The organism is Rhodobacter capsulatus (assembly GCF_005144475.1).
GTDB lineage: Bacteria > Pseudomonadota > Alphaproteobacteria > Rhodobacterales > Rhodobacteraceae > Rhodobacter > Rhodobacter capsulatus_C.
The window spans coordinates 21,128-39,946 of the sequence record NZ_SWJZ01000058.1 but is presented as its reverse complement, the minus strand read 5'-3'; the positions used below and the strand labels follow the sequence as shown (position 1 = coordinate 39,946).

Genomic DNA, 18,819 nt, shown 5'->3' with positions numbered 1-18,819 from the left:
TGCCGATGCAGATGGGCGACGTGCCCGCGACCTGGGCCGATGCCACGCTCTTGCACAGCCTGACCGGCTACCGGCCGCAAACCGATGTCCGCGACGGCATCGCCCGCTTCGTCGACTGGTATCGCGACTATTACGCGAAATGACGGGGCTGCGGGCCGCCGCTGCCGTGCTGTGAAAGCCGCGGCGGCCGTGCTATCGTTCCGGCGAACGGGCCTTTCTGGCGGGAGAGATGAAGATGAGATCTGCGGTGGTTCTGGCTGTCCTTGGCAGTTTCGCGCTGACGATGCCCGCGCCCGCGCTGGCGCAATCGGCGCCGAAGACCGGAAGCCAGACCGAAAAGGACGAAACCAAACCCGCGGTGGTCCTGCCCGAGGGCGACCTGCCCGTCGGCCGCGCCACCAACCTGGTGTTTTTGCTGCCGCTCCTGGGCGGCGTCGCCGGTCTTGCGGCGCTCTCGGCGGGCGGCGGCGGCGGCAGTTCGACCCCCTCCACCAACTGAGCCTGCCCAATGGACCCGGCCCGACTGACCCGGCCAGACTGACCCGGCGCCGTCTTACTCGGCGACGGCGTTGACCGAGGAGACCAGCAGCGAGGGCGTCAGCGCCTTGATCACGTTGCTCCAGTGCTGCACCGGCTGGGCGGCGACGAAGATCACGTCATTGGCATGCAGATCGAAGCGCGTCGCCAGCAGCATCGCGGCCATGTTGCGGGCATCCAGATGCCAGGCGGTGATCGCGTCATATTCCAGCGGATCGGCAGAGCCGCGCAGCACATAGATCTCTTTCGGGTTCGAACTGGCCGTGCTCAGCCCGCCGCCCGCATCATAAAGCGCATCCGCCAGCGTCGCCTTGCGGTCGAAGGGCAGGGGGTAGCGGCTTTGCTTGCCGATCTCGCCGGTGACATAGACGTAATCGCGTGCCTCTGCCCCCAGATCGAGCCGGGTGGCAAAGGTCTCGCGCGCTTCGGCCAGCTCGGACCGGCGCAGCGCCACCTCGGTCTGCAGCGCCTCGAGCCGCGACTTGCGCTCGGTCTGCTTGAAATTCGCCAGCGTGATCTGCTGCTCGAAATAGGCCGCCGCCTTGTCCAGCGCATAGCCGCTGTCGACGAAAAGACTGTCGCCCGCCGCCAGCGGCAGCTGCCCCACCGCCGGGTCGTCCTGCACCGCCTTCAGCGGCAGCTGATAAAGCTTGCCGCCGCGGTGCAGCCGCACCAGCGCGGTGTCGAGATCGGCCGAGGTCACCCCGCCCACCGCCGCCAGCGCCGCGTCCAGATGCAGCGGCGCCAGCGTCACCGGCACCACCCCGGGCGCCGCGACATCGCCGCCGATCGCCACTTTCTTCGACTGGAATTCGGCGATTTCCAGCGAGAAGGTCGGGTCGATCTTCTTGTCGAGGAAGCTTTGGAACAGCGTCGCCTCGGCATCGTCGACGGTCTGGCCCGCGATCTGCACCCGCCCGACCGTCGGCACCGAGATCGCGCCGTCATCTTGCACCGTATAGCCCTGCCGCGCGGTCTGCGCCGCCAGAATGCCGGTCAGCTGCCCGACCGTGGTGCCGTCGCGCGGCGTCGCCAGCAGCACGACATCGCCGACGCCGATCCGGTAGCTGGCGGGGGCAAGCGGCGGCGGCAGGCGCATCGGCGGCGGGGCGGGACGTGCGAGGCGCGGCAGCGTGCCCTCGGGCGCGGCGACGGGCGCGGCCAGCGTGCCGCCAAGGCCCGCGGTCTGGCGGAAATAGCCGGGCAATTGCCGCGGCTGATAGGGGGCGGCATTCGCCACCAGCACCGATTCCGCGGTGATCGGCAGGACGCGGACCTTGCCCTCGGCGCTGACGCCGGGGCGGACCTTGGCGCCGTGATAGGCGACGCCGCAGCCGCCAAGGGTCTGAGAGAGCATCGTCGCGGTCAGCAGCACGGTCAGCAGGCGCAAGATCATCTCCCGGGGCAACGGCGCGGCAGGGCAACGGCGCGCACTGCTTCCGCTTAGGCTGCGGGCGCGAGATTCGCAATCTGGCCGTGCCCCGCCGGACCCCGCCGGGCCCTGACGAGCCTCAGGCGCCGGTGCGGCGCAGCACCACCCCGGCGGTGCGCAGGATCAGCCCCAGATCCTGACGCAGCGACAGGTTGCGGCCATAGGTCTCGTCGAAATGCACCCGCGCGGCAAGGGTGGTGTCGTGGCGGCTGACGACCTGCCACAGCCCGGTGACGCCCGGCCGCATCCGGCAATAGGACCGCCCGCCCGCCTGACGGTAAAGCGGCTCTTGCGCGGGCAGGAAGGGACGCGGGCCGACAAGGCTCATGTCGCCCTTCAACACGTTGAAGATCTGCGGCAATTCATCAAGGCTGAGCTTGCGCAGCCAGGCCCCCGCGCGGGTGATGCGGGGGTCGTGGCGCAGCTTTTGATAGGTCGCCCATTCGGCGGCGATGGCGGGATCGCGGGCGCACATCTCGGCCAGCACCCGTTCGGCTTCGGGGACCATGGTGCGGAACTTGTAGCAGGCGAAGATCCGGCCGTTCCGCCCGACGCGGGGCTGGCAGAACAGCGCCGCATGGCCGTCGGCGCGCACCCAAAGCCACAGCAGCCCGATCACCGGCAGCAGCACCGGCAGCATCAGCACCGCCAGAACGACATCGACCAGACGCTTGCCGAAGCGGGCATAGAATGCGTGCAAGACACCGCGCGGCGGCGCCAGGGCGCGGTCCAGCGCCACAAGGTCTTCGGCCGAGGATCCGATGTCATAAAAGGCCATCTCACACTCCCAGAGGTCAGGTCAGAAAATCTCGACACCAAGAAACGATCACAGGGCAGCGGATCTATCCCAGATCACGCGTTAACCCATTGATTACAAGTATGGCGCAAATGAGACGCGACCGGTTCCAAAAGGCGGCAGCGCGCAAGGGCGCGGGGGTATTGTTGCGCGAACGATGGCCAATGCGGCGGTTGCGGCGGCGCGGTCGAAACCGCTTAGCCTGTCGGGCAAACTCTGCTAGGACGGGGCGAATTGCGGGGACGGCGACGCATCGAGCCCCGCAGCGACGGTTTCGATGGAATGCAGATGAACGCTCCCCACACTCACGCCGAACGTCCCGCGCCCGAGGACGAGGTGATCGATCTGGCACAGGGGCTGCGGACCCTGCGCGCGGGCTGGCGGACGATCGCCGCGGTCTTTGGCGTCGCGCTCGCGCTCGGGCTGCTTTACGCGCAGCTTGCGGCAACGCCGGTCTATACCGCCAAAGCCACCGTCGTTCTGGAAACCCGCAAGCCGCAGGTGATCGACCTCGAGGGGATGATGGGCGGGCTGACCGGCAGTTCGGACGAGCTGAACACCGAGGTCGAGGTGCTGCGCTCGCGCGGGCTGGCCGAAAAGGTGGTGGAGACGCTGGATCTGGGCGCGGACCCGGAATTCAACGCGACGCTGGGGGCGCCGTCCTTGCGGGCGCGGCTGCGCGGGCTGTTTGGCGCGGCCTTGCCGCCCGATCCGGCGGCGATCCGGGCGGGGGTGGTGGACGCGGTCCTGTCGCATCTTGCGGTGCGCAACCTGCCCGACAGCTATGTCTTTGAAGTCGCGGTGCAATCCGAAGACCCGCAAAAGGCGGCGCGGATCGCCGATGCCTGGACGAAGCGCTACATCGTCAACCAGATCGAGGTGAAATTCGAGGCGACCGAACAGGCGACGGCCTGGCTGGGCAACCGGGTGGCCGCCCTCAAGAGCCAGCTCGAGGCGACCGAGGAAAAGGTGAAATCCTTCAACGTCGGCACGACGCTGATTTCCGAAGACTCGCTGGCGGCGATGCAGGTGCAGCTCAAGGATCTGCGCGAGCGGATCGCCGACACCACGCAGGCCGCGACGCGGGCTTCGGCGCGGGCCACGGCGCTGGAAGCGGCGCGGACGCCCGCCGAAAAGGTCGCCGCCGCCGGAGAGGTCGCGCTGGCGCGGCTGGCGGCCGAGAATGCCGCCGAGTTCGAGACGCAATATTCCCGGCGTCTGGCGCGGGCGCAGCTGGAACGGGCGCGGGCCGAGGATCAGCTCGCCGCGATGCGGCGCACCGAAACGACGCTGTCGCAGCAGATCTCGCGGCAGGGCGACGACATGATCGCGCTGCAGCAACTGACCCGCGAGGCCGAGGCGAACCGCACGCTTTACGAATATTTCCTTGGGCGGCTGAAGGAAACCTCGGCGCAGCAGGGCATCCAGCAGGCCGACAGCCGGATCCTCTCGGCGGCGGTGGTGCCCAAGGTGCCGACGGCGCCGCGCAAGGGCCTGATCCTTGCGATGTGCGGCGTGCTGGGGCTGATCGCGGGGGTGGCGATCGTGCTATTGCGCGACCTTTTGCGCAACGGCTACCGCACCGCGCGCGCGCTCGAGGAGGACACGGGGCTGGTCGTGATGGGGCAGATCCCGGTCATTCCCGGCGCGACGCGGGGCGAGGTGCTGACCTATCTGGCGGCGAAACCCTCCTCGGCGGCGATGGAGGCGGTGCGCAACCTGCGCACCTCGGTGCTGCTGTCGAATGTCGATGCGCCGCCGCAGGTGATCATGCTCACCTCGTCCGTGCCGGGCGAGGGCAAGACGACGAATGCGCTGGCGCTGGCGATGAATTTCGTCGGCATCGGCAAGTCGGTGCTGCTGATCGAGGGCGACATCCGCCGCAACATGCTGGCGGAATATTTCCCGCAGCATGCCGGGCGCAAGGGGCTGGTCTCGCTGCTGTCCGGCGCGGCCGAGATTGACGAGGTGGTGATCGCCGATCCCGATCTGGGCCTGTCGCTGATCATGGGCGAGCACACCCGGATCAATGCCGCCGATCTGTTCATGTCCGACGCCTGGAAGGCCTTCATCGCGCAGATGCGGCGCCGCTTCGACTATATCCTGATCGACACGCCGCCGGTTCTGGTGGTGCCCGATGCCCGGATCATCGCGCAATCGGCCGATGCGGCGCTGTTTTCGGTGCTTTGGGACGGCACGGCGCGCAGCGAGGTCTTCGAGGCGTTGCAGCTTTTCGACAGCGTGCGCCAGAAGGTCAGCGGCCTGATCCTGAGCCGGATCGACACCGACCGGATGCAGCGCTACGGCCGGGGCGGCAGCTACGGCGCCCGCACCGGGGCGCATGCGGAGTATTACCGCGACTAGTTGCGACCCTTGGCCGCGATCGGTGGCCGCGCTCAGCGCTGCGCCGGGTCGATCCGGCGCAGCGAGATCTTGCCGGTCAGCGGCCCGGTCCATTGGCTGGATTGCACGATCTCGCCGGTCTCGGGCACCACCCAGTAGAAATTGTAAAACCGCGCCAGCGCGCCGCGGCAGGCCTCGGTGACCGTGCGGGTGGCGACCGCGCGGGCGCCGATGCGGAGGGTCTCGGTCTCGCCCGGGGTGATCTGGCAGCGAAAGGCCCGCGTCACCGCATGGTCATTGCCATCGATCAGCGTCATCAGCCGTGTCGATGTCCCGGCCGCAAGCCGGTGCACCAGCGCCGCGCTTTGCGCCACCTCCGCGGCCATCACATCGGCGCCGAAGCCGCGGCTGCCGACCAGAAGCCCGCCCTGAAACATCAGCTGCGCGCCATCGGCCGCGATCATCGTCTCGACGCCGTCGGGCTCCGAGACGGTCTGCCGCCGCAGCACCGCGATCGCCTCTGGCCGGGATTCGACCGCCGCCGCAAAGGCCGGGGCGCCCGCGCGCTCGGCCGCGGCAAACGCCGGGTTGGGCGCGGCCGCGCGCGCGCCCAAGGGCAGCGCCCCGGCCAGCAGCGCCCGTGTTCCCGGGTCCGAGGAACAGCCCGCAAGAGCCGCCAGAACCGCAAAAGCCGTCAGAACCTGCAGCCTGTTCATCGCCAGAACTTGCCCCATTGATCGGAGAGCGTCTGGGCATTCGTGCCGCGGACCTCGTCGTAAAGCCGATGCGCGATCGCCACCCGGGCGCCGCCGTCGCGCTGGATCGGCCGGATCGTCTGCGCAAAGCCGCGCCGCGACGGCTCTCCGGTCAGCCAGTCGAGCGGGATCGTCAGGCTGATGCCCTTGTCAAACGAGCCCTCGCCGAAATCGTCAAAGGAAATGTCGGTCAGGGTGAAGAAGGCCGCGACGCGAAAGCCGTTGTCGAATTCGCGGGCGAGCGTCAGCGTGCCGCCCCAGTCGCCCGCCAGATAGCGCCCCAGATCCAGCTGGCCGCGGTAGCTGTCGCCGAAATCGTAATAGGCCGAGGCATGGCCGGTGGTGACGTGATAGTCGCTCAGCCCCAGCCGCGCGGCGGGATCGCGCTGCGCGAGATGGTTCAGCTCGGCGCCAAGGGCAAGGCGGCTGCCCTGCGGATACCACAGGATCTCGCCCGAGACGCCCGCGAACATCTGTTCGAAATAGCCCGCCGAGACCCGGCCATAAAGATCGCCCCCGGGCCGGACCAGGTAATCGGCGCTCAGCTGTACCAGCTGCGGCCCCGAAAGCTTGTCGTAAAGCGGCGCGTCGGAACGCACATGGTGTTGAATCGAGTTCGAAATCCGGCTCGATTGATCCAGCGTGCCAAAGGCTTTCTGCCGGATCAGCGTTTCGACCGAAAGCCCCGGCGCCAGGCGGTAGCTGGCACTGGCCGCCAGCCCGAGATCGGCGCGCAGCGGGCTGTCGGGGTCGAACAGCGCGGTGCGGAGATAGGGCAGAAGGCTCCAGTCGAGCGCCGGATAGACGCCCGGATCGGGGGCGAGCCGCGCGGGCGCATCGGTGATGTCCGCGCGGGCAAAGCTTTGCCAGCTGCCGTCCCAGGCATGTTCAAGCTGCTGCAGGTCGGCGCGGCGGAAGCTCGCCCGCGTCGTCGGCATGCCCTGCGCGGTCAGGGTGATCTCGAAACGCTCGATCCCGGCGGGCAGGCTGTTGGCCATCGCGCGGGCCGCCCGCCCCAGCGCCTGCGGCGCGGCGCGATAGCGGGGATTGGCGAGCACGATCCGGGCGCGGGGGCCGTCCTCGGCGTAGCTTTCCAGCCGCAACCCCTCCTGCGCCAGCGCCGATGCCAGACGGCTGCGGCTGGCGTCCGTGTCCTTTTCGGGCCAGCCCAAAGCGGCGATCTCGGCGCGCGGCAGAAGCGGCGGCACCGCGCCCTCGCGCCCGCCCGGCGCCCGCGGCGCGCGCGGATCGAGCTGATAGCTGAAGCCAAGCCCCAGCTGCGCCCCGCCGATCACCGCGGCCGTCAGTGTCAGCGCCTCGCTCGCCTGATAGCTCAGGCCAAGGTTCACCGGGCTGCGATGCGCAAAGCCCATGCTGGCGACCTCGCGCCGATAGGCGTCGGAGGAATATTCGACCGCCAGCCGCAGCCGGTCGTTCACCTGATAACTCAGCCCGCCAAACAGCGCCGCCTCGCCGCGGAAGAAACGGTTGAACGAGACGCGGCCGGTTTCCGACAGGCTTGTCAGGCCCGGCCGGGTCTCGAAGCGATCGCCGAGCCCCGCAAGCGGGTTGCGAAACCCGTGATAGGATCCCAGCCGCCCCCAGCCGATGCCGCCGCTCAGCGCCAGCCGGGTGTCAAGGAACCGCTTCGTCGCGACCAGATATTCCGCGCCGAAAACCCCGGTGCCGCCGAAATCGCGCAAGCCCACCGCAAGCGCCGGAAACCGCGGGCTTTCGGTGCGGAAGACATAGTGCAGATCGAAGCTGCGGTCGTAAAGATCGGCCTCGGGCGTGTCGAAATAGCCGCGCAGGATCGAATAGCGAAACACCCCCGACAGCCGCGGCGTGATCTGGAACTGCAGCGTGTTGCGGGTGTGCCCGCCCAGAAAGGACGAGGTCCAGGCCAGCGTGCCATCGGGCGCGGCGGTGGCGGCTGGCATGTCGATCAGCCCGGGGGTGCCGTAGCTTGAAAGCCCCTCGGCGCGGGCGGGCGCGGAAAAGCCGGTCAGCGCCGCCAGCGCAAGGCCGGTCAGCGCAAAGCCGGTCAGCGTCGGGGCGGCCGCAGGAAAGCGCAGGCGGGCCATCGGCTCAGGCGCCGATCCGGGCCAGGCTGGCGCGGATGCCCGCGACGAACCGCTCTTCCGAGAAATCCGCCGCCCGCGCCACGCAGGCCGCGGTGCAGTCGCGCCCCAGCCCCGAGGCCTCGAAACGTTCGACCGCATCGACCAGCGCCTCGACCGATTGGTCGTGGAAGAACAGCCCGGTTTCCCCCTCGACCACGGTTTCCAGCGCCCCGCCGCGGCCGAGCGCGATCACCGGCCGCCCCGCGGCCATGGCCTCGACCGGGACCATGCCGAAATCCTCCTCTCCCGGGAAGATCAGCGCCTTGCAGCCCGCCATCAGCGCCTTGAGCTCGGCAAAGGGCCGCTTGCCCAGGATCTGCGTGCGCGGCCCGGCCTGCCGCGCCAGCGCCTTCGCCAGCTTGTCGGGGCCGCCCACCATCTTGAAGGGCAGGCCCAGACGGCGAAACGCCTCGACCGCGATGTCGGGGCGCTTGTAATGCGTCAGCTCGCCCACCCACAGATAGTAATCGCCGCGCTCCGCCGCGGGGATCGGGGCAAACTCCTGCACCGCCACCGGCGGATGCACGACATCGGCGCCGCGGCGCCAGTATTTCTCGATCCGCCGCGCGACAAAGGCGGAATTGGCGACGAAGCCGTCGACGCGCGCGGCGCTGGTCACGTCCCATTGTCGAAGCGGATGGGCCAGATGCGGCATCATCAGCCGCGTCAGCCCGCCCGCGCCGTTCAGGTAAAGCGTGTATTGGTCCCACAGATAGCGCATCGGCGAATGGCAATAGCACAGATGCGGGGCGTTCGGCGGCGCGATCACCCCCTTGGCCGGACCCGATTCCGAGGAGATCACCAGATCGTAGCCGCTCAGATCCAGCTCTTCGAGCGCGCGCGGCATCAGCGGCAGGTATTTCTGGTAAAGCCGCGGCGCAAAGGGCAGCCGCCCGACCCGGGTCTGATAGATCGCATGGCGGCGCAGCGCGGGCGAGATCCGCTCGGGCACGACGACATGGGTGAAGATGTCGGCCTGCGGAAACATCCGGCACAGCGCTTCGAGCACCTTTTCGCCGCCGCGCATCCCCACCAGCCAGTAATGGATCAGCGCCACCCGGCGCCCGTCGGCCGCCCCGGCCGCGAAAGGATCACTGTCTTGCACGGTCATCGGCCTGCCCCCAAATCCACCCCGGCCTGTCGGGCCCCGGCCGTTATCGGGGCAAGTCAGGGCCCGGCGCAAGAGGGTTTCCGCGCCGCGCCGCGGCTCAAAGTTCCAGGATCCGGCCCGGATGCGACCGGCCGCGCAGAATGTCGCGCAGCGCCAGCCAGTTGCCCGCGGCCCGGGCACGCCGGTCGATCCAGGGCTCGGGCCGGGCCATCTTCAGGTGATTGGCCAGAAGGTTGCGCAACGCCAGCCGGGCGGCAAAGCGCCCCCGCATCGAGCCCTTGCGCCACAGATACCAGGGATTGGCGATCTGGCTGTAGCCGAGCCGCCGGCCCGCCGTCTCGCGGCCCGATTTCGTGCCCCGATGCACGCCCGCAAAGGCGTCTGTCTTGATCCGCCCCCCGGGCAGGCGGGCGGCGAAATCGCTGTCCTCCTGCCAGGCGTAAAGTGGCAGGGTCTCGTCGAACCGCGCCGGGCCGATCGCCGCCATCCGGTAGGCCATGTTGCAGCCGTAAAGGCTTTGAAGCCCCGCGCGCAGGATCTGCGGCGCGGCGCGCGGCGTGGCCTCGTAGGCGGCCACCAGCGCGCGCGCCTGCGCATCGTCCAGCCCGGGGCCCAGGATGCCGTCGGCCAGCACAAGGCCGGTCATGCCGTTGACCTCGGGCCAGCGGGCAAAGGCGGCGACGATGCCTTCGAGCGCATCTTTGGCGGGGACGAAATCATCGTCGAAGAACACCACCAGATCGCAATCGCCGCGGATCCGCTCAAGGCCCGCATTGCGTTGCAGGCACAGGCCCTTGCGGGTCAGCACCGTCTCGGCGCGGGTTTCGGGGCCAAAAAGCGGCGCCGGATCGAAGCCGATGTCGCTGTCCTGATGGCCGATCAGCAAGAGCCGGTCGGGGGCGCGGCTTTGACGCTGCAGATGCGGCATCAGCTCGCGCAGGATGCCGGGGCGTCCCACCGAACAGATCACCACCGCGATCCGGGTCTTCGGCTCTGCTGTCATGTCCTGCCCCGCGTGCTGCCTGTCCGGGTGATGGCGGGCGCGGCGCGCGATGTCAACAAAGCGACGCCCCGGGCGGCACGAAGCGGTTGCCGCGCCGGGGCAAAGCCGTCACAGTCCCCCCGCGCGCCGCAGGCGCAAGAGCGACGGAAAGACCGCGCCGGGGGCGCGAGGGCGAAAGGAACATCGGTGCCGAAGGTCGTCATCCTCAACGATGCCAGCGTCGCGCGTGGCGGCGCCACCGGCTTGGCGCTTTTGCAGGCGCGGCTGTTGCGGGCGCGCGGGCTGGCGGTGGTCTTTGCCAGCGCCGATCGCGGCGCGGGGGCCGCAGCGCTGCGCGATATCGGCGTCGAGGTGCATCTGGCGGGGGCGCAGCCGCTGACCGAGGCCGCGCCGCATGTCGCGGCGACGCGCGGGCTTTACAACCCGGCCGTGCGGCGGATGCTGGCGCGGGTGATCGCCGCCCATGACGGGCCCGACACCGTCTATCACGTCCATTCCTGGTCGAAGACGCTGACGCCCGCGGTCTTTGCCGCGCTGACCCCGGTGGCGCCGCGCGTTTTCATTCACGCGCATGATTTCTTTCTGGCCTGCCCGAATGGCGGCTTCATGGATTACCGGGCGATGCGACCCTGCGACCGGCGCGGGCTCTCCGCCGCCTGTCTTGCGACGCAGTGCGACAAGCGCAGCTTCGCGCAAAAGCTCTGGCGCAGCGCCCGGCAGGCGATCTTGCACCGCAGCCTGCCGCGCCGCGCGCCCTGGGGCGGCATCGTGCTGATCCATCCGGCGATGGCGCCGCGCTTCGTGGCGCAGGGCTATCCGGCCGAGCGGCTGCGGGTGCTGCGCAACCCGGCCGAGGCGCTGTCGCCCTGCCGCATCCCGGCCGAGACGAACCACGGCTTTCTGTTCATCGGCCGGATCGAGGCGGAAAAGGGCATCGAGGAGCTGATCGCCGCGGCGCAGGCGGCCGGGGTGGCGCTGACGGTGGTGGGCGAGGGGCCGCTGCGCGCGCCGCTTTCCCGGGCGCATCCGCAGTTGCGCTTCACCGGCTGGCTTGACCGCGCCGGGATGCTGGCCGAGGCGCAACAGGCCCGCGCCGTCGTCATGCCCTCGCGCTACCCCGAGCCCTTCGGTCTGGTCGCGGCCGAGGCGGTGCTGTCGGGCCTGCCGGTGATCCTGTCAAAGACCGCGCTTCTGGGCCCCGAGATCGCGGCGCGGGGGCTGGGTTGGGTCTGCGACACCCGCGACCCGGCGGCTTTTGCCGCGCTGTTGCGCCGGGTGGCGGATCTGCCGCCCGCGGCGCTGCGGCAGGTTTCGGAGGCGGGCTTTGGCGCCAGCGCCGGTCTGTGCCTGACGCCTGACGCCTGGTGCGACGGACTTCTGGAGCTTTACGCGGGCGTCACGGGGTCTTCGGGGGCGGGATCGGGGTCTGGGCAGGGCTGAGCGCCGCCAGCAGCCGGTCAAGATCCGCCCCGGCCTCGGCGATCACCGTGGCGTGGCGGGAAAAATCCCCGCCCTCGGCGGCCAGCTGTCCGACCCGCTCTGCCGCCGCCTCCGGGGCCAGCGTGGCGGCATCGGCGAGCCAGCCCTCCTGTCCGACCGAGGCGAGGAAGGCGTCGAGCTTGTCATCCCATTTCAGCGCCAGAACCGGCACGCGGTTCGCATAGGCGGCGATCACCGCATGCATCCGAAAGGCGATCAGCGCGGCGCAGGGCGCGATCACCGCGGCGAGGTCTGCCGGGGTTTCGGGCTGCACGATCTCGGCCCCCAGCGCGCGCAGATCGGGGGCAAGCAAGGCCATCGTCTCGCGGTCCTCGGGGGCGCCATTGGTGAAGACGCGCAGCCGCGCGCCGTCTTGGCACAGAGCCCGGGCAAGGGCGCGATACCAGCGCAGCAGATCGGCGGCGCCAAGCGTCGTGCGCGCATGATAGCGCAGCGCCAGATGCGACATCACGCAAAGCCCGATCGGCGCGGCCGCCCCGGGGTCGCGCGGCGGCGGGGCCCAGGTCAGAGCGGCCAGCAGCCCGGGGTCGCGCACCTGTTTGGCGCGCTGCCCGGTCGCCTCGGCGAAGCGGGCATCCCAGCGCGCGCAGGAGGGCGCATCGCGCAGGAAGACCGCCCGCAGATCGACGCCCGCAAGGGCGCGGCGCAGGCGGCGATCGCCCTCGACGCTCCAGTCCGCGGCCATGCCGCAGGCATGGAACGCCACCGGCAGGCCGCGGTCCCGCGCCGCGGTCAGCGCCAGCGCCAGCTTGGTCGGAAAATTCAGATCGTGATCGGACAGCAGATTGCCGCCGCCGATCACCATGGCCGTCGCCCCGGTCAGTTCACGCGCATAATGCGGCGCCCATTTGCGCGCCGAAGCAAGGGCGAGCGGCGCCCGCACCGCCTGTGCGCGCAGCCCCCGCGGCATCGCCTCCAGCAGCCGCATCACCTTTCCGCGCCCGGCCAGACCCTGCCCGTAGCCCGTCCGCGCCGCCAGATCGATCGAGCCGGCCGCCGCGCCGCGCGCGCGCAGCCCCGCCTCGAGGCAGTCCGACAGCAGCCCGTCGCCCAGATTGGGGCTGAACTTCACGTTCATCAGGCGGATCAGGGGGGCAGGCGGCATCGGTGGCTCCGACTGGGGCTGGCGGTCCGGGGACGGATCCGGTCAGCTAGACCGGAATGCGGCCCGATGGCAAGCGGGGGGCCGAAAAGCCTTGATTGCCCGGGCCCCGCCGGGTCAGACTGCGGCAACCGGGACGGGGAAACAGGGGCAAGGGCAATAGGGGCAGGGGGCAGGCGGATGCGCGATCTGCAAACCGACATCACGCCGCCGCGATCGGCCGAGGTTCTGGTGATCGGCGGCGGCATCGGCGGGCTTGTCGCGGCCGATGTGCTGGCGCGGGCGGGGCACCGGGTTCTGGTGATCGAGGCCGGGGACTGGCTGGGCGGGATGCATCATTCGGTCGAGATCGGCCCCTACAGTTTCGATCTGGGCGCGATCTTTTACGAGGAGGAGGCGGCGCTTTTCGCGCTTGCGCCGGGGCTGCGCGATCTGTGCCCGCAGGTGCAGCGGGTGCAGTGCCGGATCGATCCCGAAGGCGCGCTGTGTCATTACCCGATCGAGCTGCGCGATCTGCGCCGATGGCCGCGCGCGCGGCTGGCGGGGGCGGTGGCGGCGATGCTGGCGGCGCGGCTTCTGGTGCGGCCGGACGGCACGCTGGACCGGGCCTGCGTGAACCGGCTCGGGCCGGTCTTTTACCGCGGCACCGGGCTGCGCGATTATGTGGCGCGGTTCAACGTCAGCCCGCCCGAGGCGATCGACGCGGAATTCTTCGTCGACCGGATGCGCTTCGTGCATCGGCAGACCGCTTTCGCCGCGATGCTGCGCGCGGGCTGGAACGGGCTGCGCCACGGCGCCTTCCGGGTGAAACCGCGCGAGCCGCTGCGGGTGCGCCCGCGTGCGGGCTATGGGGTTCTTTTCGAGCGGATCCGGGCACGGCTGGAGGCGGCGGGGGTGCGCTTCGTGCTGCAGGCGCCGGTGACGCGGATCGAGCGCGACGCGGCGGGGCGGATGGTCGTGACCACCGCCGCGGGCGCGTTCACGGCGGGCACGGTGATCGGGGCGGCGCCGCTCGACATGCTGCACCGGGCGGTTTTCGGCACGGCGAGCGGTTTTGAAAGCCTGTCGCTGCTGACGCTGTTCGTCTCGGCGGGCCGGTTTGCGCCCGGGGCGGGCGATCTGCTCTTCAACTTCCACGGCGAGGGGCGCTGGAAACGCGCCACCTTCTATTCGCGGATCTACCCCGATCCGGCGATCCCGCGCGAGTATTTCTCGGTCGAGGTGACGCTGCGCCCCGAGGAGCGGCTGACGCCCGAGGCGGTCTTTGCCGAATTTGCCGCGCAGTGTCTGCGGCTGGGTCTGGGCGAGGATCTGCGGCTGGAAGGCGCGGTGACGACACCGCAGGCCTATCCGCTTTACCGCCCGGGCCAATTGGCCCGGCGCGCGGCGGTGCTGGAACGGCTTGCGCAGGCGGGGGTGATGCCGGTCGGGCGGCAGGGCCGGTTCGAATATCTGCCCACCGCCAGCGGCGTCGCGCGGCGGGTGCAGGAAGAGCTGACCCGCGCGGGGCTGGCCCACGCGGGTCGCGACGGTCAGCCGTGATGGCGCTCAGACATAGGTGAAGGTGGCGTCGCTGACGCGGCCCGCCGCATCCTCGAGCAGCGCGATGACATGGCCGTCGATCGACACCGCGACATCATTGCCGTTCACCGTCTCGTAGCTGGCATGGCCCGAAAAGCCCTTCAGCTGGATCGTCTCGCCAAAGGAGAAATCGGTGATCACATCGGTCGCATCGGCCGTGCGCGCGACGAAGACGAATGTGTCGCGGCCCGAGCCGCCGGTCAGGGTGTCGGCGCCGAAATCGCCCGAAAGCGTGTCCGACCCGCTGCCGCCCGAGAGCCGGTCGGCGTCCTTGCCGCCGTAGATCTCGTCATTGCCCGAGCCGCCGTCGATCCGGTCGGTGCCCGCCCCGCCCAGCAGCAGGTCATTGCCCGCGCCGCCCAGAAGGGTGTCGTTGCCGTCATTGCCGGCAAGGGAATCGGCGCCGCCAAGGCCAAGCACGAAGTCGTTTTCCGCCCCCGCGCTCAGCCGGTTGGCGGAATTGTCGAGCACGGTCAGCTTGAGCGCCTTGAACGCGTCAAAAAGGCTGGACTGAAACAGGTTGGTGCCACGCATCTGGGGTCCTTTCGGGTCTGGTCGCGCGGAAGACCCCCGGCCCCGGCAGGACCGGCCCCGGGCCCCACGCGAAGGGGGAAGACAGCGGTCATCTTGTCTTGATGGTTATGAAAGAATTAAGGCCGAAATGGTTAATAAATGCGGCCGGGCGGTTTGCCGCCGGTTCAGCCGGAAAAGGCGGAGAGGCTGACGACCCGCAGCCGCCAGCCCAGAAGCAGCGTGACCGCGCCCAGCGCCGCCGCCACCGCAAGGCCAAGGCCAAGCCCCACAAGCCCGGTTCCGAAGCCCGCCTGCACGGCCGGCCAGACCTGCGCCAACGCCAGCGCATAGGCCAGCACCAGCCCCAGCGCGCGGACAAGCGCCCGCAGCGCGGCGCCGATCGCGATGCCCTCGCGGCGCAGCAGCCACAGCGCGGCGGCGGTGCCCAGAAGGCTTGTCCCGGCCTGGCTCCAGGCCAGCACACCGAGCCCCAGCGGCGCCGCCAGAAGCACCGCCAGCACTGTGCCAAGCGCAAAGACCAGGGTGAACATCATCCCCAGCCGGGTCTTGTGCTGCGCCGCCAGCGCCGGTTCCAGCAGCTGCGCGCCAAGACCGAAAACCGCCCGCATCGCCATCGCATAGGTGACGCCGATCCCGGCCGCATAGGCGGGGTTGAAGACCTCGGTCATCAGGGTGGGGGCAAAGACGATCACCGTCGCCGCGACGCCGCCGGTCAGCACCGCCATCGTGCCCGCAAAGCGCGCGATCAGCCCCGAGAGGTCCCGGTCCTGCCGCGCGGCGGCGCCAAGCTGGGTCAGCGCGAAGCTGGACATCGGCTGTTGCACCACCTCGACCGCGCCGCCCGCGATGCGGTTGCCAAAGCGGTAAAGCCCGGCCTCGGCGGTGGTGAACATCAGCCCCAGCAGCAGATCGCCCGCGTAAAGCTGCAGGAAGGTCAGAAACCGCGACCCGTAAAGCCCGCCCGAATAGCGCAGCGCCTGCCGCGCCAGCGCCGGATCGAAGCCGCGCCCGGGCCGGATCGGCGTCAGCAGGCCATAAAGCAGCTGCCCCGAAAGCACGCGCAGGAAGCGGAACGCCACCAGCGCCAGCAGCGATTGCCACCACCAGAGCAGCAAAACCCCGCCCACCAGCGCGATGGCGTTTTGCAGGAACATGATCAGGAAATGCCGGTTCACCTGCTGGCGGCGCAACAGCACCGCCGAATACCAGGCGCCAAGCCCCGCCACCGGCTGCACCAGCGCCAGAAGCTGCAGCACCCGGCACAGCTCGGGCGCGTGCAGGATCGCGGCGATCTGCGGCGCCGCCAGCGCCAGCAGCGCCGAGGCGGCGAGGGACAGCCCCGCGATCAGCCAGAAACTGGTCGCCTCGACGGCGCGGTCGTCCTGTTTCGCGGTGACGATGAAATGATAAAAGCCGGTGTAGCTGAGGGTCTGGATCAGGGTGACGAAGACGATGCCCAGCGCATAGACGCCATAATCGGCCGGGGTCAGGAACCGCGCCGCGAGCAGCGTGATGGCAAAGGTCGACAGCTGCTGCGTCGCCCGCGCGACAAAGGCGAAGACCGCAAGCGCGCCGCGACGGCCGCGGCCTGTCCCGGCGGCGGCGGGCGGTTGCGCCGCGTCCCGGGCCGCGGGACCGGGGGGCAAATCGCTGGTCATGGGCTGCCACTGTCCCCTATACTGTGCGGGTGCCGTGAAGGCGCCAGACCGCCTTCGAGAGCAAGGCATATCGGAAATCACCCCGGCGTCAACGCCCTCAACCCGGACCTGCTCTGGCCTCATGCAACTCGTTTCCAGCACGTTCCTTGGTCTGGCCTTCGTGATCTGGGCGCTTTGGCGCGGCCCCTCGGGGGCGGTGGTGGCGCTGTTCGCCGCGATCCCCTTTGGCATGATGGCGGCGATCAACCTGCCCGCGCTGGGCAACACCTCGCTTCTGGCCAGCGATCTGGTGGTGGTGACGCTGGCCGGAATGGCGCTGGTGCGGCGCGGGGTGACCACGGATCTGGGGCGTCTGCTGGCGCCGCGCGGGGCGGGGATCGCGCTGGCGCTGTTCCTGGCCCATGCCATTTTCGCGACCTTCTTCTTTCCGCGCGTCTTCGCGGGCGCGACGCAGGTCTTCAGCCTCGCCCGGGCGGGCAATGAGGCGGGGATCGTCAGCCAGCCGCTGGCGCCGGGCGGCGGGAACCTGTCGCAGCTTTTGCGCATGCTCCTGAGCACGCTGCTGTTTTTCGCCGTCGCCTTTGTCATCGCGCGCCGCCCCGATCCGGGGATCGTGCTGCGCGCGATGACGGCGGTGACGCTGTGCCATGCCGGTCTGGGCCTGCTGGACATCGCCACCCAGGCGACGGGGACCAGCTGGATCCTGCAGCCTTTGCGCACGGCCAATTACGCGCTGATGCTGGGCAACGAGATGGCCGGGCTGAACCGGCTGATCGGCGGGTTTTCCGAGGCCTCGTCCTATGGCTATGTGCTGATCGGGCTGATCGGCTTCTGGCTGGGCCATGTCTATCACGACCGGTCGGGGCGGCGCTGGCCGGTGGCGCTGCTGGCGCTTCTGGTGCTCTTGTGGCTGCGCTCGACCTCGTCTTCGGCCTATGTGGGCGGGCTCTTGCTGCTCATGGTTTTCGCGCTGCCGCGGTTCTTCGAGCTGGTGCGGCGGCGCCGCTTCGGGGTGCCGCGGCGGGCGGCGCTGGTGGTTCTTGGCGGGCTTGCGGCGCTGGGGCTGGGGCTGCTGGCGCTTTATGCGCTTTACCAGACCGTTCCGGCGGTCGCGCAGTTCCTTGACCGGGCGCTTCTGGACAAGCTCTCGACCCAATCGGCCGAGGAGCGCGGCAGCTGGGATGCCCAGGCCTATCGCAATTTCCTGGACACCTGGGGGCTGGGGGCGGGGCTTGGATCGGTGCGGGCGTCGAGCTGGATCGCGGCGACGCTGGGCACGACGGGGCTGATCGGGCTTGGGCTGCTTTTGCTGTTCCTGTGGCGGCTGTTCCGGTTGCGGTTCGACCGGACGGATGCGCTGCGCTGGCAGCTGGCGGCGGCGCTGAAACTGGGGATGGCGGGCTGCCTGTGCCGGGCGCTGGTGGTCAAGTCGAGCCCCAATCTCGATTACATCTTTCTGGGCATGGCCGGTCTTCTGGTCGGGCTGTGGCTGAACGGCCGCCGCCCGGCCGGGCCCCGGCGCCGCCCCGCCTTGGGCATGGAGGGCAGATGACGACGACCGATCCCTGGCGCGACGGGCTGAAACACGGGCTGGGGCAGGGGCTGCGGCTCTTGTTGCCGCAGTGCCGGTTCGAGCGGTCGATCTTTCTGCTGGCGCATATGCGCTGCGGCTCGACGGCGCTGTCGAACATCCTGTGTTCGCGCCCCGACATCAGCGGCTATGGCGAGGCGCATATCCGCTATGACAGCCCCGGCGCGCTGGGGCGGCTTGTCGTCAATCAGGCGCGGCGCGGCAGTTTCCGGCCCGGGGCGGCGCATCTGTTCGACAAGATCCTGCACGACCGCCATGACGCGCAAGCCCCGCCCGGGTTCTTTGCCGCCCGGGCGATCTTCCTGGCGCGACGGCCGGGGCCGAGCATCCGCTCGATCCGCGATCTTTTCCAGGGCATTGGCCGGGAGGAAGAATATCCCGACGATGCGGCGGCGGCGCGCTATTACATCACCCGGCTCGACGCGCTGGCGCGGCTTTGGGCGCGGTTTCCGCGCGATCGTCGCGTCGGTTTGACCTTTGGCGCGCTGGTCTCGGACCCCGAGGCCGAGCTTTCGCGGATGTCCACCGCGCTGCGGATCGTTCCGGCGCTGGAAAACCGCTATGTCAGCCCCGCGGCCTCGCGTCGCGGCGGCGGCGGTGATCCGACGCAAAGCGGCCGCTTCACCCGGATCGAGCCGCGCCGCGACGACCCGGCCCGCGATGCCGCCGTGCCGCTCGACATCCCCGAAGCGCTGCGCGATCAGGCCGAGGCGGCCTATCTGCGCTTCGAAGCGATGATCCGCAGCGGTTGAG

The 18,819-nt window shown here is 69.8% G+C and carries 15 protein-coding genes; 6 read left to right on the top strand and 9 right to left on the bottom strand.

All coding sequences use genetic code 11. The features are described from left to right. The first annotated feature begins 235 nt into the window (after nucleotides 1-235). Nucleotides 236-499: a hypothetical protein gene (locus FBT96_RS13680; RefSeq protein WP_169583456.1), complete on the top strand. Its 264-nt coding sequence runs from the start codon at nucleotides 236-238 to the stop codon at nucleotides 497-499. Between the two features lie 54 nt (nucleotides 500-553). Here the strand turns inward: FBT96_RS13680 and FBT96_RS13675 are convergent, their stop codons facing one another. Continuing rightward, complete coding sequence (locus FBT96_RS13675; protein ID WP_169583454.1) at nucleotides 554-1,933, bottom strand: polysaccharide biosynthesis/export family protein; 1,380 nt, start codon at nucleotides 1,931-1,933, stop codon at nucleotides 554-556. Between the two features lie 115 nt (nucleotides 1,934-2,048). Continuing rightward, nucleotides 2,049-2,747 (bottom strand): sugar transferase, encoded by a 699-nt coding sequence (locus FBT96_RS13670; protein ID WP_136907567.1) that lies wholly within the window; start codon nucleotides 2,745-2,747, stop codon nucleotides 2,049-2,051. 306 nt (nucleotides 2,748-3,053) lie between these two features. Between FBT96_RS13670 and FBT96_RS13665 the strand changes: the two genes are divergently transcribed. Next, on the top strand, nucleotides 3,054-5,129 hold the full coding sequence (locus tag FBT96_RS13665) for a GumC family protein (RefSeq protein WP_249306498.1): 2,076 nt from the start codon (nucleotides 3,054-3,056) through the stop codon (nucleotides 5,127-5,129). A 32-nt stretch (nucleotides 5,130-5,161) separates the two neighbouring features. Here FBT96_RS13665 and FBT96_RS13660 read toward each other — a convergent pair whose 3' ends face one another. From FBT96_RS13660 to FBT96_RS13645, 4 genes are all read right to left on the bottom strand, one after another. After that, nucleotides 5,162-5,842 carry a YjbF family lipoprotein gene (locus tag FBT96_RS13660; RefSeq protein ID WP_136907563.1) on the bottom strand — a complete coding sequence of 227 codons (681 nt, stop codon included), beginning with the start codon at nucleotides 5,840-5,842 and terminating at the stop codon, nucleotides 5,162-5,164. After that, nucleotides 5,821-7,947 (bottom strand): YjbH domain-containing protein, encoded by a 2,127-nt coding sequence (locus FBT96_RS13655; protein WP_136907561.1) that lies wholly within the window; start codon nucleotides 7,945-7,947, stop codon nucleotides 5,821-5,823. Before FBT96_RS13655 ends, FBT96_RS13660 begins: the two co-directional genes overlap by 22 nt. A 4-nt stretch (nucleotides 7,948-7,951) precedes the next feature. Next, entirely contained in the window at nucleotides 7,952-9,097 is a 1,146-nt protein-coding gene (locus FBT96_RS13650; protein WP_136907559.1) for a glycosyltransferase, read from the bottom strand. Nucleotides 9,098-9,194: 97 nt separating this feature from the next. Further along, nucleotides 9,195-10,100 (bottom strand): glycosyltransferase family 2 protein, encoded by a 906-nt coding sequence (locus FBT96_RS13645; RefSeq protein WP_136907557.1) that lies wholly within the window; start codon nucleotides 10,098-10,100, stop codon nucleotides 9,195-9,197. Nucleotides 10,101-10,286: 186 nt separating this feature from the next. Here FBT96_RS13645 and FBT96_RS13640 point away from each other — a divergent pair, with 186 nt between their 5' ends. Next, nucleotides 10,287-11,540: a glycosyltransferase gene (locus tag FBT96_RS13640; protein WP_136907555.1), complete on the top strand. Its 1,254-nt coding sequence runs from the start codon at nucleotides 10,287-10,289 to the stop codon at nucleotides 11,538-11,540. On the opposite strand, the gene FBT96_RS13635 is transcribed toward FBT96_RS13640, so the two are convergent. Next, complete coding sequence (locus tag FBT96_RS13635; protein ID WP_136907553.1) at nucleotides 11,497-12,705, bottom strand: polysaccharide pyruvyl transferase family protein; 1,209 nt, start codon at nucleotides 12,703-12,705, stop codon at nucleotides 11,497-11,499. The genes FBT96_RS13640 and FBT96_RS13635 overlap by 44 nt on opposite strands. Nucleotides 12,706-12,882: 177 nt before the next feature. Here FBT96_RS13635 and FBT96_RS13630 point away from each other — a divergent pair, with 177 nt between their 5' ends. Further along, nucleotides 12,883-14,244, top strand: a complete 1,362-nt coding sequence (locus FBT96_RS13630; RefSeq protein WP_249306496.1) for an FAD-dependent oxidoreductase — start codon at nucleotides 12,883-12,885, stop codon at nucleotides 14,242-14,244. Between the two features lie 6 nt (nucleotides 14,245-14,250). Here FBT96_RS13630 and FBT96_RS13625 read toward each other — a convergent pair whose 3' ends face one another. Then, nucleotides 14,251-14,817 (bottom strand): calcium-binding protein, encoded by a 567-nt coding sequence (locus tag FBT96_RS13625; RefSeq protein ID WP_136907549.1) that lies wholly within the window; start codon nucleotides 14,815-14,817, stop codon nucleotides 14,251-14,253. Between the two features lie 164 nt (nucleotides 14,818-14,981). After that, the gene (locus FBT96_RS13620) at nucleotides 14,982-16,475 is read right to left on the bottom strand and encodes an oligosaccharide flippase family protein (protein WP_136907547.1); all 1,494 of its coding nucleotides are present in this window, start codon (nucleotides 16,473-16,475) and stop codon (nucleotides 14,982-14,984) included. Between the two features lie 121 nt (nucleotides 16,476-16,596). Here FBT96_RS13620 and FBT96_RS13615 point away from each other — a divergent pair, with 121 nt between their 5' ends. Together FBT96_RS13615 and FBT96_RS13610 are read left to right on the top strand one after the other, a co-directional pair. Next, a complete protein-coding gene (locus tag FBT96_RS13615) occupies nucleotides 16,597-18,027 on the top strand; it encodes a hypothetical protein (RefSeq protein ID WP_136907545.1) in 1,431 nt (476 codons plus the stop codon). Next, nucleotides 18,024-18,818 carry a sulfotransferase family protein gene (locus FBT96_RS13610; protein WP_136907543.1) on the top strand — a complete coding sequence of 265 codons (795 nt, stop codon included), beginning with the start codon at nucleotides 18,024-18,026 and terminating at the stop codon, nucleotides 18,816-18,818. The genes FBT96_RS13615 and FBT96_RS13610 overlap by 4 nt, the downstream gene beginning before the upstream one ends. Nucleotide 18,819 lies beyond the last annotated feature (1 nt).